Source organism: Opitutia bacterium ISCC 52 (genome assembly GCA_014529675.2).
Taxonomy (GTDB): Bacteria; Verrucomicrobiota; Verrucomicrobiia; order Opitutales; family UBA2995; genus UBA2995.
Genome location: CP076040.1, coordinates 2,064,901 through 2,080,093, shown reverse-complemented (window position 1 = coordinate 2,080,093; position 15,193 = coordinate 2,064,901). Strand labels below are relative to the sequence as shown.

General features: G+C 47.7%; 15 protein-coding genes. 4 read left to right on the top strand and 11 right to left on the bottom strand.

Annotated features, from left to right (window positions below):
* Window positions 1–101: 101 nt before the first annotated feature.
* The 6 genes from GA003_08875 to GA003_08850 all read right to left on the bottom strand — a co-directional run bounded on the left by GA003_08875 (window position 102) and on the right by GA003_08850 (window position 6,539).
* Window positions 102–1,394: a beta-lactamase family protein gene (locus tag GA003_08875; protein QXD30055.1), complete on the bottom strand. Its 1,293-nt coding sequence runs from the start codon at window positions 1,392–1,394 to the stop codon at window positions 102–104.
* A gap of 43 nt (window positions 1,395–1,437) precedes the next feature.
* On the bottom strand, window positions 1,438–2,013 hold the full coding sequence (locus GA003_08870; GenBank protein ID QXD30054.1) for a thymidine kinase: 576 nt from the start codon (window positions 2,011–2,013) through the stop codon (window positions 1,438–1,440).
* 104 nt (window positions 2,014–2,117) lie between these two features.
* Complete coding sequence (locus GA003_08865; protein ID QXD30053.1) at window positions 2,118–2,666, bottom strand: DinB family protein; 549 nt, start codon at window positions 2,664–2,666, stop codon at window positions 2,118–2,120.
* A gap of 270 nt (window positions 2,667–2,936) precedes the next feature.
* Window positions 2,937–4,193: a PQQ-binding-like beta-propeller repeat protein gene (locus GA003_08860; GenBank protein QXD30052.1), complete on the bottom strand. Its 1,257-nt coding sequence runs from the start codon at window positions 4,191–4,193 to the stop codon at window positions 2,937–2,939.
* A gap of 58 nt (window positions 4,194–4,251) precedes the next feature.
* Window positions 4,252–5,679 (bottom strand): sulfatase, encoded by a 1,428-nt coding sequence (locus tag GA003_08855; protein QXD30051.1) that lies wholly within the window; start codon window positions 5,677–5,679, stop codon window positions 4,252–4,254.
* 92 nt (window positions 5,680–5,771) lie between these two features.
* Window positions 5,772–6,539 carry a glucose 1-dehydrogenase gene (locus GA003_08850; GenBank protein QXD30050.1) on the bottom strand — a complete coding sequence of 256 codons (768 nt, stop codon included), beginning with the start codon at window positions 6,537–6,539 and terminating at the stop codon, window positions 5,772–5,774.
* A 75-nt stretch (window positions 6,540–6,614) separates the two neighbouring features.
* Here GA003_08850 and GA003_08845 point away from each other — a divergent pair, with 75 nt between their 5' ends.
* Window positions 6,615–7,517 (top strand): ROK family protein, encoded by a 903-nt coding sequence (locus GA003_08845; protein ID QXD30049.1) that lies wholly within the window; start codon window positions 6,615–6,617, stop codon window positions 7,515–7,517.
* 94 nt (window positions 7,518–7,611) lie between these two features.
* A complete protein-coding gene (locus tag GA003_08840) occupies window positions 7,612–8,904 on the top strand; it encodes a Gfo/Idh/MocA family oxidoreductase (GenBank protein ID QXD30383.1) in 1,293 nt (430 codons plus the stop codon).
* Window positions 8,905–9,245: 341 nt separating this feature from the next.
* Here the strand turns inward: GA003_08840 and GA003_08835 are convergent, their stop codons facing one another.
* Window positions 9,246–9,575: a hypothetical protein gene (locus GA003_08835; protein QXD30499.1), complete on the bottom strand. Its 330-nt coding sequence runs from the start codon at window positions 9,573–9,575 to the stop codon at window positions 9,246–9,248.
* Between GA003_08835 and GA003_08830 the strand changes: the two genes are divergently transcribed.
* Window positions 9,533–10,126: a DUF4976 domain-containing protein gene (locus tag GA003_08830; GenBank protein ID QXD30048.1), complete on the top strand. Its 594-nt coding sequence runs from the start codon at window positions 9,533–9,535 to the stop codon at window positions 10,124–10,126. The genes GA003_08835 and GA003_08830 overlap by 43 nt on opposite strands.
* A gap of 25 nt (window positions 10,127–10,151) precedes the next feature.
* Here GA003_08830 and GA003_08825 read toward each other — a convergent pair whose 3' ends face one another.
* The 4 genes from GA003_08825 to GA003_08810 are packed head-to-tail and all read right to left on the bottom strand — an operon-like array spanning window position 10,152 to window position 13,649.
* A complete protein-coding gene (locus GA003_08825) occupies window positions 10,152–10,820 on the bottom strand; it encodes a lysophospholipid acyltransferase family protein (GenBank protein QXD30047.1) in 669 nt (222 codons plus the stop codon).
* A 4-nt stretch (window positions 10,821–10,824) separates the two neighbouring features.
* Entirely contained in the window at window positions 10,825–11,049 is a 225-nt protein-coding gene (locus GA003_08820; protein QXD30046.1) for an acyl carrier protein, read from the bottom strand.
* A gap of 21 nt (window positions 11,050–11,070) precedes the next feature.
* A complete protein-coding gene (locus tag GA003_08815) occupies window positions 11,071–12,816 on the bottom strand; it encodes an AMP-binding protein (GenBank protein QXD30045.1) in 1,746 nt (581 codons plus the stop codon).
* Entirely contained in the window at window positions 12,813–13,649 is an 837-nt protein-coding gene (locus tag GA003_08810) for a diiron oxygenase (GenBank protein QXD30044.1), read from the bottom strand. The genes GA003_08815 and GA003_08810 overlap by 4 nt, the downstream gene beginning before the upstream one ends.
* Before the next feature lie 141 nt (window positions 13,650–13,790).
* Between GA003_08810 and GA003_08805 the strand changes: the two genes are divergently transcribed.
* A complete protein-coding gene (locus GA003_08805; protein QXD30043.1) occupies window positions 13,791–15,182 on the top strand; it encodes a hypothetical protein in 1,392 nt (463 codons plus the stop codon).
* Window positions 15,183–15,193 lie beyond the last annotated feature (11 nt).

The following is a 15,193-nucleotide window of genomic DNA, read 5'->3' as shown; positions in this document are numbered from 1 at the left end:
GATCGAGCCCTACTATCTAAGAGTATTGCGCGCCTTATTGGTTATACCAATCTGTGTTAATTTTCCTAGAGTGAATAATCCATTCGGTCTGGTTCTCAGAATCAGTCGTCGATGGCTTGGAAAACGAGCTGCTTAAACTGCCAGCCCGTCTTGTCCGATGTAGGTCCCCTTGTCTGTTTCAATATTACACCTAGCACCTGCTCGTTAGGGTCAGCGAAATAACTTGAATTAAAATAACCGCCCCAGGAGAACGTACCTTCACTACCCTCTCCTCCTTTCGATACACCATTCTCATTGACCACACCGAATGCGAGACCGTAGTGAACATTATCCTTCAGTTCGACTTGAAACGCATTCATAGTGTCGATGGTCGTACGGCTGAGAATTCGGATCCCATTCAATTCACCGCCATTCAAATACATTTGTAAGAAGGTGGCATAATCCAGTGCAGTGCTGGAGAGTCCCCCTCCTCCTCCAAAATGCGAACGAGCACCTATAATAGGGTAATCAGCATCATAGTATTCAGGGCGGCCCGTATATTTTACCCACTGGTCGCCTTCTCGTTTATGGACGGTTACCATACGATCAATCTTCGATTCCGGAAGATAGAAGTAGGTGTCTTTCATTCCAATAGGGTTGAATAATCGCGTCTCAAGAAATTCGGCAAAGCTTACTCCCGAAATGATCTCAACCAAATAAGCCAAGACATCCAATCCTTCAGCATATTTGTACTGATCACCTGGGTGAAAGTGCAGAGGTAGTTTGGCCAGCTTCTTGATATTTTGCTCATTCGTTGAAGGTTCCGTTGTCCAGCCATCAACAATACCAGCCTTCTTAAATATCAACTTCATGCGCTCATCACCATCGATAAATCCATAACCGATCCCCGATGAATGAGTTAGCAGATGCCGAATTGTAATGTCACGTTTAGCAGTGATCGTAGTATAAGTGCCCTTGGTGTAATTATAGTTATCCAACACTTGTGGGTTTTTAAATTCCGGAATCCATTTTGAAATGGGATCGTCCAAACGAAAATGTCCTTCCTCCCACAACATCATCACAGCAGTTGCAGTGATGGCTTTGGTCTGTGAGGCGATGCGAAAGATATCATCCGTTTTCAAGCCACGACCTGTTGCCACCTCTGACTCGCCGTAGGCCTTATGAAATACGATTTTCCCGTTTCGTGCTACAATCGCCACCAGACCAGGGACATCATTATTTTCAATCGCAGACTTAGCCATGGCATCAATACGCTCCAAGCGTTCAGAAGACATGCCAACCGACTCAGGAGAAGCCTCGCGCAAGGGTGGAGATACTTGAGCTGATTTGGTTTGAGCAAACCCGGCTATAGGCAACCAACACAAGACCAACAAAAAGAAAGTAGAACGAATCATGAGATGAAAGGAAACAGTTGGGAGGATAAATACAAACCCGTTTTCACTGCATTGCTTCCATCCAATGCTTTCGACAAAGAGCGACGTACCGTTCGTTTCCTCCAATCTCGACTTGCGCACCTTCTTTAACGGCTTTCCCATCTGCTCCCATGCGGAGATTCATAGTCGCCTTACGTCCGCAATGACAGATTGTCTTCAATTCATGGATACGATCAGCCAATGCGAGGAGACCTCGACTCCCTTCAAAGAGTCTTCCTTGAAAGTCAGTCCGCAAACCATAACAGAGCACCGGGATGCCTAGTTCGTCTGCTACTGAACAGAGCTGTCGCACTTGAGTTTCCGTTAAAAATTGACACTCATCGACGAGCACACAGGCCAATTCCTTTTGGCTATGAATATGGGATACATATTCCCATAAATCCGTTTCAGAAGTAAACTCATGGCACTCACTCTTAAGTCCGATACGTGAAGCGATAGTGCTGGCTCCCGCTCGTTGATCGACAGCAGATTTTAGCAAAAGCGTATCCATGCCCCGTTCGTTGTAGTTGTAACTAGACTGAAGGAGCGAAGTGCTCTTCCCCGCATTCATCGCAGAGTAATAGAAGTAAACCTGAGCCATGACTGAAGATCATGCGGTTTTACCATTGCAGCTGCCAAGCCGAAATAAAAAAGCGACGCTGATTCTCTCAGCGCCGCTTTGAAGATTATAAAAAATGATATGTGTTACTGGCTCCAAGGTGGAACTACTCCTGAGGAACGAGCGTATCCAATCAGTTGGCCCAAGTGCTCATAGTTATGACCACCAAGAGTCATGACCGCTTGCATGCGTGGAACCTCATTGCCGAACATTTTTATTTTTTCATTGAGACTCTCTTCATCAAGACCTCTCACTGCTTTTTTGACAAAGGCGATGCTTTGCTTAAGCGTTTTAACGGCTTCAGCTTTTGTCTTAACTGTTTTTTCGAATTCACGAGGATTGATTCCTTCTGGACGTTCAGCGCCGAGCATACCACTAAAAAAGTAGTTACCACCTGCTACGTGAAGAATAGCTTCGCGAACGGAACGAATTCCCTCTGCTGGACGCCAGCTCATGCCATCGTCAGTAAAGGCTTCTGCTAAATCGACGAGTTTATTGGTTTCAGCCGTATAGTGTGCCAGAAATGTTTTCTGGAACGTAGTCATGTTTTCACCCGATTTATGTCCTGCGCCAAATGCGGATGCGGTAAGCCCAACTAAAAGAAGAGCGGAAACGAGGAGCTTTGATTTGATCATATGTTGTATATTTTGAGTTAAGAAAATGAAGTTGAATATTGTCTACCAACCTCACAACGAGGTCAACCCTGACTTGTTTAAGCAAGAGTATCTAGACTTCAGATTATTCCATTAGTTTCCACCAGAATTAACCGATCCTGATCTGTGGAATAAAAGCCTGATGGGTCCTCAGAAAAAGGCCAAGGGGTAAGCCCCCTAGAATGGGCTCAGAAATAACGGATAGGGCCTAGAAAACTGCCCAAAATTTCGCTTAAATCTCAAAAACAATCATCACCCGTCGATCCGGTATAGATACTCTCTGGTTCTCAACATGAGTGAGTCTCCTACTGCGGCAGGCGATGCAAGCATGCCCACATCCAGCTTGTTTTCCTGCACGACTTCAAATGTGTCCGAGGGCCTAAATGTTCGCCCCTCGCCGAATTCATTAAAGGCATAGATCAATCCATTCGAGTATAGAAGTGAAGCCGAGTGATTTCCGCCTAAGCCTTCACGCCAAATCATCTCTCCGTTTTCTGTGTTGAGGCAGGTAGCTACACCTCCGTCATCCACCATATACAGCCGGTCTCTAATTACTAAAAAGGAAGCACGACGTGGGACATTCTTCTTATAGGTCCATTCTACATGCGTTTCTGTCACATCTCCTTTCCCAGTGGGGCGAATCGCTAAGAGGTCAGCTTTGCCGTATCCTGTTGAAATATAAATCTTCTCACCATCATACACGGGCCGTGCGGCAGCTGAGTGACTGGGGAATGTGACGGACCAAAGCTGCAATCCGTTTGTGGGATTATAGGCAAAACAAGATTTTGCTCCAACGCTGATCAACTGATCTTTTCCATTAACGGTGATGACTAACGGCGTATTATAACCCTTTCTAAAATCCCCTTCTCTCTTAGGAACTCCATCGAGTAAGTCTTCAAAATCCGTTGTGCGGCCTGTTTTCCAGACCGTTTTTCCCGTGTCCTTGTTCAGGGCGGTCACATACTGATGGTCGATCCCGTCCATCGTAAGAATCAGCAAGTCACCATACAACACCGGCGAGGAGGCTGGTCCCCGGTAATGTCGGCAATTAATGTCACGCCGCAGCCACAATACCTCCGCCGTTTGGGGATCAATACATGCGGTGCCATAAGTGCCGTAATGCAGATAAACATATTTACCATCACTCACAGGTGAAGGTGTCGCGTAGGTATTGATTCCAAAGCCGCCTAAGGGCTCCACATCTTCACTCGTAAAAATCAATTTGTCGTGCAGCACTTCCCCCGACTCCAAATCCAGAATAAGAAAGTAACTCGATGTACCATCTTCAGTAGCAGCAGTCAGAATGACTCGATCGTCCAGGATCACCGGTGTAGAAATCCCATGATCATGCAGCTCAGTCTTCCAGGTTATGTTCTTACCTTCGTTCCAGACGGTAGGAAGTTTGTTGGCGATCTGTCCATCGTGATTGGGGCCGCGGAAATCGAGCCATTGATCTTGCGCGCAAAGAGAAGTTGTCAGGGCGAAAAGTAGAAGGAAGCACTTCATCATTGATTAAAATTTAGTAGTATTATTAGGAGATTGTCTAGGGAGTGTTTGGATTTCTAAGTCAATACCCTTTCAGACGATTGAGATCCCTGGAAAGTTCCTCGAGCACAATTCTATATTCAGGCCGATTCACCAGATTGAAATTCTCCTCCGGGTCTTGGCTGTGGTCATACAACATCCTCGCAAGCGTGGGACCACTGTCCTCAATTTCGGCGTTTGTATATTCCGTGTATCTCCATCGGTCAGTCCGAATGGTGTCTCCATTACGAAATCTCCCGACTGCAAAGCCTTTGCCTGGAGCCTTCGGATTTTCGATTACAGGCACTAAGCTTCGCCCATCCAGATGCGACGGTTTTTTCAGGCCGGCGAGGTCACAGAGTGTAGGATAGATATCAATAAACTCTGCCAACGCTTTAGTTTCATTTCCTCTTTGGTTGGCTGCTTGCTGTGGTGTGCGAATAATGAGGGGCGCCTTCATCGCATTTTCAAAGGTGCAGTGCTTACACCAGAGCGTGTGTTCTCCCAGGTTCCATCCGTGATCCCCCCATAGAACTACGATGGTGTTCTCGCTGAGGCCTAATCGATCCAGTTCGTTCAGTATTCGACCTACTTGAGCATCGGTGTAGGACACGCAGGCATAATAGCCACGGATCAAAGCGTGAGCCATGTCGTCAGACACGGGTCCTTGCTTGGGTATATTCGCGTAGGAACGCAACTCACCGAAATTGTGGATGGCTTCCTCCGGCGCATCTTGTGGCGGATGATAATTATCGGGCAAATCGATGTCTGTCTTGTCATATAAATCCCAATACTTTTTCGGCGCATTGAACGGTAAATGGGGTTTGAAGAATCCAGCAGCCAAAAAGAAGGGTGCATCCAGTTGTGCAAGTTTACGCAGCTGCTTCACCGCTTCCGCGGCTACCTTTCCATCACCTAAGGCATCGTCATCCACATCAAAGGAGGCAAACGGCATCCGTTTGTTTTTCGATTGAGCGATGCGTTCTTTCAGATCCGCAGGCTCCGTCCACCCAGCGATAGGGGCAGATTTCTCAGGAAAGCTCCGATCGGGTCGCCAGGCAGGTTCACTCCACCCTTCAGGCGTATCTGCCGGATAGTGAAGAATCTTTCCCAGGCTGATCGTGCGATAACCGTTGTTTTTAAAGTGGGTATGAAGGGCTGTAACATCGGGTGTCTGCTCATCGATCCGTGCCGTAAAACGAACAAATCGATTGGGCGATGGACGAAGCCCCGACATGAGACTCGCTCGAGAAGCACCGCAGGTAGGCACCATACAATACGCACGTTCGAACTTGGTGCCTGTTTCTGCTAATCGATCGATATGGGGAGAGATAATGTGATCAGCGCCGTAGCTGCCCAACTCTGTTCGCAGATCGTCGACCGCCAGAAACAACACGTTAGGTCTCTCATCCTGCCCAAGCAGGACAGCCGAAAAGATAAGCAAAACCGATAAGACTCTTAGGGGAAACATTCAAAGAGTAGATCTCATAATCCAGCTATGGACAACCCATTTGATAAGCCAAATGGAGAACACTCCCCGAAATACTGACATTAAGTAAACTTCTAACAGGACGTCCAACCACCATCAATGGTGAATGATCCGCCGGTGCAATAAGAAGAGGCATTTGATGACAGAAACAATGCCAGACCTCCAATCTCAGACAGTTCTCCCCAGCGTCCCAGCGGAATATTGGACACAAAGGCCTGGTATTTCTCAGGATCCTCCAGTAGTGGCAAATTCATCTCGGTAGCAAAAGGGCCAGGTAGAATAGCGTTGGCGGTAATCTTATGAGGCGCCAACTCGACAGCCAGAGCCCGGGTCATATTCAATACCGCACCTTTACTAGCTGTATAAGGAGTTCGGTCTGCCATACCAATGACGGAAAGCATGGAAGCAATATTCACGATACGCCCATACTCTTGCTTTTTCATGAAGGGCGTCACCGCTTTACAACCGAGCCAAGTGCCAGTCACATTGACTTCCTGCACACGACGAAAATCCTCAAGGCCCACTTCCTCAATCGACCCCCGGAAATTAATACCCGCACTGTTAATCAGAATATCTACAGATCCAAATTCCTCATTCACCTGATTCGCCGCCGAATTCACCTGGGCTTCCTCAAGTACGTCACAGGCAATCCCGATCGTCTTCCCCTCGCCTTGTGAATCAATAATCGAAACCGCCTCCGCATTTTTGTCGGCATCGCGAGCTGCGACCGCAACAGAAGCACCGGCCTCAGCAAGTGCTTTTCCCATTTCAATGCCCAGCCCGCGGTTTCCACCAAAAATAAGCGCTGAACGATTAGTAAGTTTGAATTGATCGAGAATCATAGAAGACAGGTAATAGAAGCTTTCAGAAAAGGTTGAGTAAATTCTTCAAAGATTTTGTATCCCCCTATTACATCTATGACTTGGAGTATTGGAATCGATATAGGAGGCACAGCGATCAAAGCAGTCGCGATTAAGGACGACGGAGAAATGCTCCTTCAACGTTCCAAACCTACCAACGACGATCCCGAAGCTTTCCGCTCTTGGGTTGATAGCGCCAAGTCGATTGTCATTGAACTGGAAAGCGAAGTGGGTTCACCTGCTAATTCTGTGGGCATCTGTGCTCCCGGATTGGCGGACCGTCAACACCGGTGGATCTCCTACCTTCCAGTAAAACTCCAGGGCATCGAGAAATTTGATTGGACGCAGGCATTGGGTCGCCCGAAACATGTGCCAGTCGTAAACGACGCCCATTCCGCCCTTCTCGGCGAATCCTGGATCGGGGCCGCAGGAGGAAAACAGGATGTTGTGCTACTCACACTAGGTACCGGCGTTGGTGGAGCGATACTCTCCAATGGTCGTCTCATCAACGGCGCCATCGGTCGAGCCGGCCACCTGGGGCACATGAGCCAGGACATTGATGGTGAGCCCAGTATCGCCAACATGCCTGGAGCCATCGAGGTCATGATTGGTAACGCCACGGTGAGCAGTCGTTCAGAAGGGAAATTCGACTCTACTCGCGATTTGGTGAAAGCTTATGAACAAGGAGATTCTAAAGCTTCTGTTATTTGGTTAAAATCCATTCGCTCATTAGGTTGTGCAATTGGATCGTACATAAACATCCTCGATCCAGAAGTGGTTGTGCTTACAGGAGGGATCACCACGGCCGGCGACTCATTGATGCAACCTCTTTTGAAAGTCATGGAAGAGGTCGAATGGCGGCCCGGTGGACATACTGTTCCACTTATCTTTGGAAAGCTCGACATGTGGGCAGGTGCAGTCGGTGCGGCATACGCTGCCCTCAAACCCAATAAAATCTAATTTCCACTGATTTTCTTGGCTGAAATCCGTTGCTTCACGTCCTGTAGTCGTTAGGTTGTTGAATCGCATTTAATCTTACCCACATACACATGTTATGAAACAGAACACCCCAAATACTACTCGCAGAGACTTCCTTAAAGCTGGAGCTGCTGCCTCTACTCTAGCCGCTCTCGGCTCACAAACTCAACTATTCGGCTCTGATGTTGGAGCCTCAGACAAACTTAAAGTCGGAGTCATCGGCTGTGGAGGACGTGGTACTGGCGCGGCCATTCAGTGTGTGCGCGCTGCACCCAACGTAGAGCTCTATGCCTTGGCAGATTTCTTTCCCGACAAAATCCAAAACGCCAGGAAACAGTTTGTCGAAGGCTGGCGCGGCTCGGAACCCATCACTGACAAAGTAAACGTCAGTAAAGAACGTGAGTTTACCGGATTTGATGCTTATAAAAAACTCCTGGCAGCGGACATCGACGTCGTAGTCATCGCCACCCAACCAGCTTTTCGCCCCATACACTTCGAAGCGGCGATCAAAGCCAGGAAGCACGTCTTCATGGAAAAACCTGTTGCGGTTGATCCGGTGGGTGTCCGCAAAGTGATCTCCGTATCTGAATTGGCAAAAAAGAAAAGCCTTACCGTAGTCGCCGGTACCCAGCGCCGCCATATGCCCAGCTACCTTGAAACCATGAAACGTATTCACGATGGTGAGATGGGTGAACTTCGTGGAGGCGACTGCTACTGGAACTGGGGACAAAAGATCGGGCAAAACGCCCAGAGCCCATCCTGGTCAGAAATGGAATTTCAAATCCGCAACTGGTATTTCCACTGTTGGGGATCCGGTGACTGTTTGGTTGAGCAAGCCATCCACCAGATCGATGTCATGAACTGGGCCTATGGCGGACCTCCTGTCTCAGCCCTCGGTATGGGCGGATTGGAAATCGAACACAACTTCGGCAACATCTACGACCACTTCGCCATTATTTACGAATATCCTAATGGCGCCCGTGTATCTGCCATGGCCAGCCAGATTCCAGGATCCACTTCTCGCGTAGGACAAAATATTGTAGGTGCGAAAGGCAGTTCCGACGGAGAAAGCATCTCCGGCAAGAAGTCCTGGAAATACGACGGCAAAGCAATCGATGGCCAAGAGCAAGAACACGTAGACTTCATCGACAGTATTCGCGGCAGCGGTCCCTATCTCAACCACGGTAAACGCATCGCCGAGTCAACACTGACCGCCATCATCGGACGCATGTCTGCTTACACCGGTCGCCAAGTACGCTTCGATTGGGCACTCAATAAATCCGAACTGGATCTCACTCCGGCTAAGTGGGAAATCGGAGATAACCCGATCACACCACGTCCAGTACCCGGTCAGGATCAGTTGGTTTAAACGTCATCAATTTTATCACAAAGTCCCATCCATTCGGGTGGGGCTTTTTTTATTCCCTGGGAACGCTGCCGTGTTTCGCCATTGCCCTTGGGCGACGGCGAAGCACCAGCTCGGCATTTTGAGATAATGTGTTTTAACCGCCTAAATACGCTCATTTAGCGCTAAAAATTTAGCAGCGGTGGATACACCGCTGATTGAGCGAATTCTTAGCTCTATGCACCCTGCTCACTCTTTCAACAACGCATCAAAGTGTCGCGTCCTGCCCTAGGTTGACAAAACTATCCAGTAGCTACTGATCACCGATTACTGAAAACAGACAACCGACCACGGCGGTCCGCGCCTCACCATTCCGCGATCGAACCATCCTCGTGGCGCCAGTCGCGGTCATGCCAGGTGAATCCTTCTTTGTCTGCTTCGATGACGGCGTCTTCGACGATGTCGACACCCAGACCGGGAAGCGTTGGTAAGCTTAGATAGCCATCGGTGACATTGAAGACATCCTTGTTTTTTATGTAGTCCTGCAAGTCACCATTGGTGTTGTATTGCATCTGCAAGGACATCTCCTGGATGACGAAATTTGGAGTGCAAGCGTCCAGCTGCATGGAGCTGGCTAAGCAAAGCGGACCCAATGGGCAATGAGGGGCGATTCCAATATCGTAGGCTTCTGCCATGGCGGCTATTTTCCGTCCTTCAAAAATGCCCCCACAGTGGGACAAGTCGGGTTGAATCAGATCTACAGCTCCTTGGGAAATCCTGGCTTTTTGAGGGCGGAATTCGGGTTCCGCTCATTGTTCGCTGGCGTAAACAAATTCCCAAAAACCAGGTCTCCGGCTTTGTCACTTACAATACAGATCATTTCCCTACTCTACTTGATCTACTGGACCTACCGCTCATCCCCGAACGACACATCGATGGAGTCAGTATAAAACAAGAGCTAGTAGGAAATAGTATGAAGCTCGATCGCCCCTACTATTGGGTCTACACGAGTCACCAAATGGAGAGGCAGGCTTATAATTGCGTAGCCTACCGCGAAGGAAATTTTAAACTCATTCATTGGTATGAACACAACCACACCGAGCTTTACAATCTGGCCAATGATATAGGGGAAAACCACAATCTCAGCTATATCATGCCAGCTAAAAGGGAACAGATGAAAAGCACCCTGTTATCCAATGTCTTGGTTGCTGATGTCGTAAAAAACTACCGCAGAAGAAAAGACTGAGCTAAGCCTCTGTCCTCGTCATTGGTTACAGCTCATTCAAGGCGGTTTCCAAAATAACCCGTTGTTCCTCTAATTGAACTTTCGATAATTCACGGGGCACATGTATGGGTTCAGAGAATTTAACCGAAATTTTTGAAAATGGCTTAGGAATGATAAGTCGATCCCAAGATTTCACGCGCCAACAACGGTCTACAGAAAAGGAAAATAAATAGATGGGAGCTCCTGACAATTGAGCCAGAACAATAGCCCCCGGTTTTGCTTCGTACCTAGGACCCTGCGAGCCATCAGGTAAAATAACAATGGAGAATTTTTCCTTTTTTAGCACTCGAAACATGCCACGAAGTGCGCGACTTCCTCCTCGATTAGAACTACCTCGGACAACCTTTATATTGGCCCATTTCCCGAGGTAATAGCCAACGTCTCCATCTTTAGACAAACTGACCATTTGAGTGAGCCTAAAACCTCGACGGGTCAATCGCTTCTCTAGAAAGCTACCCATGTAAAAGATGCGATTGTGCCAGGCACACAAAATCACAGGCGAATCACAATCTAATAACTCCTGAACCTTTCCCTCGCCGGATGCAATCTGGACTCGATAGGTGAGCGCCATGAGACGTATGATGCAGCGCAACAGAAAGGCCGTACAAATTGCCTTGAGCGGATTTCCCTTCTTTTGCGGTGCTTTGTCAGCCATACGGCTACGAACCAACCTTCTTGAGAATGTCGCCCACCGTTTCCATTTCAGCGGCATCTTCGTCCGAGATTTCAATCTCTAACGCTTCTTCCAATTCAAATAGGAGCTGCAAAGCCATCGGAGAATCAATTCCCAGACCCGCCGTCAACTCGGAGTCGTTGTTGATCTCACTCCGATCCTTACCCGTTAGTTTGCTCAGAATCTCGTAGACAGTATTTTCAGTACTCATGGATCTTAAAATTTTAAATACTCAGTTCAAACGCTCAATTTTACCCTGTAAATAGTCTTCTTTCAACTCGCCACGTTTTATTTTTCCGCTGGTGGTTTTAGGCAATTGCCCACGACGAATAAAAACCAGATCCGCCAACACCAAGCTCATTACCCGCCCAATCCGACTAAGGATGTTTTCTTCGAGATCATTCAAATCATCCGGATTGGAAATGGACGTTTCAATCACCAGAACCGGTTCTTCACCAGCACTGCCTCTGACTATCGAAAAAGCACCCGCTCGTTCCGAGCCGCCACTTCCACGCACCTCTTCCACCTGCCATTCGATATCGTGTGGCATGATGTTCTCACCACGAATAATCAGCACTTCTTTGGCGCGTCCAACAATATAGAGTTCTCCCTCACGAATAAATCCAAGATCGCCCGTCTTTAACCAAGCGTCTGTCAATACGTCCGATGTGGCTTCCTCGTTTTTGTAGTAGCCCGCAAAAATACTCGGACCTTTTGCCTGAACAGCTCCCAACTTTCCCTCAGGAAGCACTTCAGATTCATTGCCCGCATCCACTATACGAACGATTGTATCCGGAATAGGGGTACCACAGCATACTACCGGCTCTACCGCCTGTACACCTTCCTCCTGATCTGGAGCAGCCACCCGAATACCTTTTCCTAGTTGATCGAAGGTCAGTCCTACAATCGATTCAGCCATGCCGTAGCAAGGGAGAAAGTGCTCCGCCTTCAGACCTGTGCTTTCCAGCTTCTTGAGAAATGAAGCCATCGTATCGGGACGAACCATTTCAGAACCGATGCAAAAACGTTTGGGCTGCGATAAATCAATCCCTTCAAGTTGCCCGTCTTTGACGCGATCCAAACAAAACTGATATCCGAAATTGGGTGCTGGTGATATAAACTTCTTTCCAGACCCCGCTTCCAACCATTTAAAAGGTCGAGCGAGAAACGTAGTCGGATTCATCAGCACAATATCCATACCGGTTGATATGCCAAAGAATACACCAATCAGCCCCATGTCGTGATTCAACGGCAACCAGGATAGTAGCACTTCGTTCCAGGCCTCCGACTTGGGAGCGTACGGTCTACCACAGCATGCATCGAGCGAGAAAACATTGTGCACCAAAGCCTGGTGAGTAATCATTACTGCCCGGGGCATTCCGGTGGATCCACTGGTAAATTGAAGGAAGGCCAACTCCGATGGGTCTGGTTTGTGAAAGTTTTCAGGAGCTTCACCATCTTCCGCCAACAAATCGGTCGCGGATATAGTGATCGAAGAAAGCGCTTCGATGCCTTTACTTTGAATAAACTCAACCAGTTTTTCCTTACTAATAATAAAGCTGCCGTCGATGACTGATCTGAATCGTTCCAGCCGGACGTGAAAATTTGAATTGGGACCCAAACCGCCAATGGGCGGTGCGATCGCTGCTGGCAATGCTCCGAGGTAGACACAGCCTAACCAGATCTCTAATAGTTCCCAGCTTGTTGGCAAAGAGACCAAGACACGATCACCTGTTTTTACACCTCGAGCGGACAAGCAACCTGCAGCTTTTTGAATACTTGCCATGACCTGGGGATAAAGGCGCCTATCGACATTTATTCCTTTCCGGTCATATATGCCGATGCCTTTGTCAGCGTGTTTCTCAGCACTTGATTTAAACAGATCAATCAGCGTAACACCGGCGTAATCCTGCAAAATCGTAGACTCCTCTCCCTTGATGATAGATAGAGGACGCGAATCACCATTTGAATCACTCACTTGCCAACTGGAACAATTAAATCTTCGTCCTTTATTTTAACCCCTTCCGTAGCCTTACGGCTTGCCACAATTGATTTCTCCAATCGCCGCTTAGTCACGTTGCTAACCGTGTTCATAATACGTTCACGATCGAGACCGATGGAGGTCAGTTCATCTTTCAAGGCATCCAGTATGGGTTCGACTCCTTCGAGCACATACTTCCGACGCTCTTCCAGGTGCGCAGCAAAGGTTTCGGCTTCTTCTTCGCCTTTTGTTTCGTGCAGTTCCTTGAAGTGATCACACATATAAACGTGATTGAAACCCAGGTGACGCGCTTCGTCTTCGAGTATTCCGTCGCAGATTTCGCTAAGAACAGGATCTATGTCTGCCTCCTTAAATTCGTGGCTCACTGTTTGGGCTACCGTCTCGCTGACCAAAACCCCGGTTAACCATTCTGCGGGTTCTTTGGAAATGATACGGCTTTGAAATAAATAACCGGCAGGAAATCGGCGAATAGACAAAGGCTCTCGATCCAATCGATGATAGTAACGCGCAAAAAGCTCCGTGTGCCTCGCTTCGTCTACAGCCCAGGTTGTTAAATAAAACTGACCTTCAACTTCGCTGCGGTGCCCCAGGACCGGGATTAAACCGCTTACACTATATAGAGCAGACTGCTCGCCCGTAAGGACTGGAGTTAAAACTTTGGCCAAATCATCCAAGCAAGATTTCGATATATTGGGCAGAGCCTTCTTCCAGTTGATATCTTCAGCAGACCATTGCTTGCGAAGACCTTGATACCAAAGGCGCATCTGCCGCTCGTTCGTCAGGTCCGGTAAGACTTTATAGATATTCATAAGGACAAATTGGGTTGTCTTTAAGCAATTGATTTAGGCACTTGGTCGCAAGTGAATCGAGGATTTTTTTCGGATTGCTCTACCTGTATCTGCTCGAGGAAACTCCCCAATATTCAGAGTTGTGCCATAGGCTGTCTTTCGATGGAGTTCTACGTCATGGTGTTAAAACTCTACCCCAAATGGCTACTCATAGCCGCCGTATCATCCAGTTTCTCCACTCTCTGCTATTCCAAAGATGAGCTAAAAATAGGTGGCCAGGTATTTGAGCTGGAACCCTTTGTCATCTATGAAAGCCCAATACCAGTCATCGACGGAATGACGGGAGAAAAGTATACTGGAACCAATCCTCTCGTCCTGGACTTTGCGGAGTCATTCAACGATCTGTTGCTTAAATATCACCGCCAACTCCTGGTCTATGAGATTCAGCATCTGGATTTCCGCTTGAAAGACGGTGTTGCCTTTGAAAAAGATCTCAGAGAATTGGCTGAATCCTTCGGGATCAAGAGCTTCCGCATGCGGCATGAAAACTGGCTTCGGCGAGAAGTTTCAATCGTCACCCGCCTCAACGAAGAGCCGTTTTTCAAAATTGAGGAGTTAATTATATGGCATGAAGATCAGCTTAACGACCTCTACCCCACCTTGCCTCTCACCAAGCATGCGAAGGATATTCGCTTCAATGAGGAGAAAAACATCTGGGAACGCCGAGTGACCACAGATTGGGTCGTGGCTTATCGGACCTACAACAACAAAGGAAAACTAGGTAAAGGTGTCCGTATTGAGAAACAACAAGGCCTGAATCTGGATACGCAGAAAGGTTACCACATTCTAAATCGCGGGCTCACAGCACAGGTTCCTCCTCACGCATTCAAAGACGTAAAATTTACATACCCCATCATTATAAATTCTAAGGAGGATCATGAGATCCAGCTGAAACGTCTGAAGGAAACTTACGCCCAGAATCTGATGCACATCTACGATCCATTTAGTTGGATGGCTCGGCGCAACTCACGCTTCCGTGGAGGTTTTGCTAGAGACCTGGAGAATCACCTATCCAGACGTAGCCTGAAGGTGTCTGACAATGATTGGTTTGAACCCGTTCTTTGCAACTTCCTCAACGATATTATCACCATCAAACGTCACGGCAAAGAGGAGATCTATAATTTGCATGGTATCCGAAAATTCAGTCCATCCCGCAACGTCCTTGGGAAAGGTCTTGACTTACTCAACTGGAACAAAGGGGAGAAGCGTAAAGGAACTTCCAAGCCCGCAGCTAAAGTTAAAAAACTTAATTTCAACAATCATGGCGATGCCCGCTTTATCGTTCTGGACGCTTACATGAGAAACAAAGATAAATTTCTAAATACCATCAGGGAAAAAATAACTAACCTGGAAGGACGACCATCAGGAAAAGAAATTTTCAAATCGGCCATTGAGGAAGTCTCGGGAATACCGTTTAAAATTTATGTGGAGAAAGTTACTCCGATACAGCTTAAGATGATCAATGATCAAAGGCCAGATTATCTAGATGAGTAATCAGCGCTAAA

Excerpts from the sequence above, each read along its gene's own strand:
- GA003_08875 (QXD30055.1), bottom strand. The coding sequence starts at position 1,394 with ATGATTCGTTCTACTTTCTTTTTGTTGGTCTTGTGTTGGTTGCCTATA.
- GA003_08870 (QXD30054.1), bottom strand. The coding sequence starts at position 2,013 with ATGGCTCAGGTTTACTTCTATTACTCTGCGATGAATGCGGGGAAGAGC.
- GA003_08865 (QXD30053.1), bottom strand. The coding sequence starts at position 2,666 with ATGATCAAATCAAAGCTCCTCGTTTCCGCTCTTCTTTTAGTTGGGCTT.
- GA003_08860 (QXD30052.1), bottom strand. The coding sequence starts at position 4,193 with ATGATGAAGTGCTTCCTTCTACTTTTCGCCCTGACAACTTCTCTTTGC.
- GA003_08855 (QXD30051.1), bottom strand. The coding sequence starts at position 5,679 with ATGTTTCCCCTAAGAGTCTTATCGGTTTTGCTTATCTTTTCGGCTGTC.
- GA003_08850 (QXD30050.1), bottom strand. The coding sequence starts at position 6,539 with ATGATTCTCGATCAATTCAAACTTACTAATCGTTCAGCGCTTATTTTT.
- GA003_08845 (QXD30049.1), top strand. The coding sequence starts at position 6,615 with ATGACTTGGAGTATTGGAATCGATATAGGAGGCACAGCGATCAAAGCA.
- GA003_08840 (QXD30383.1), top strand. The coding sequence starts at position 7,612 with ATGAAACAGAACACCCCAAATACTACTCGCAGAGACTTCCTTAAAGCT.
- GA003_08830 (QXD30048.1), top strand. The coding sequence starts at position 9,533 with ATGGGCAATGAGGGGCGATTCCAATATCGTAGGCTTCTGCCATGGCGG.
- GA003_08835 (QXD30499.1), bottom strand. The coding sequence starts at position 9,575 with ATGGCAGAAGCCTACGATATTGGAATCGCCCCTCATTGCCCATTGGGT.
- GA003_08825 (QXD30047.1), bottom strand. The coding sequence starts at position 10,820 with ATGGCTGACAAAGCACCGCAAAAGAAGGGAAATCCGCTCAAGGCAATT.
- GA003_08820 (QXD30046.1), bottom strand. The coding sequence starts at position 11,049 with ATGAGTACTGAAAATACTGTCTACGAGATTCTGAGCAAACTAACGGGT.
- GA003_08810 (QXD30044.1), bottom strand. The coding sequence starts at position 13,649 with ATGAATATCTATAAAGTCTTACCGGACCTGACGAACGAGCGGCAGATG.
- GA003_08805 (QXD30043.1), top strand. The coding sequence starts at position 13,791 with ATGGAGTTCTACGTCATGGTGTTAAAACTCTACCCCAAATGGCTACTC.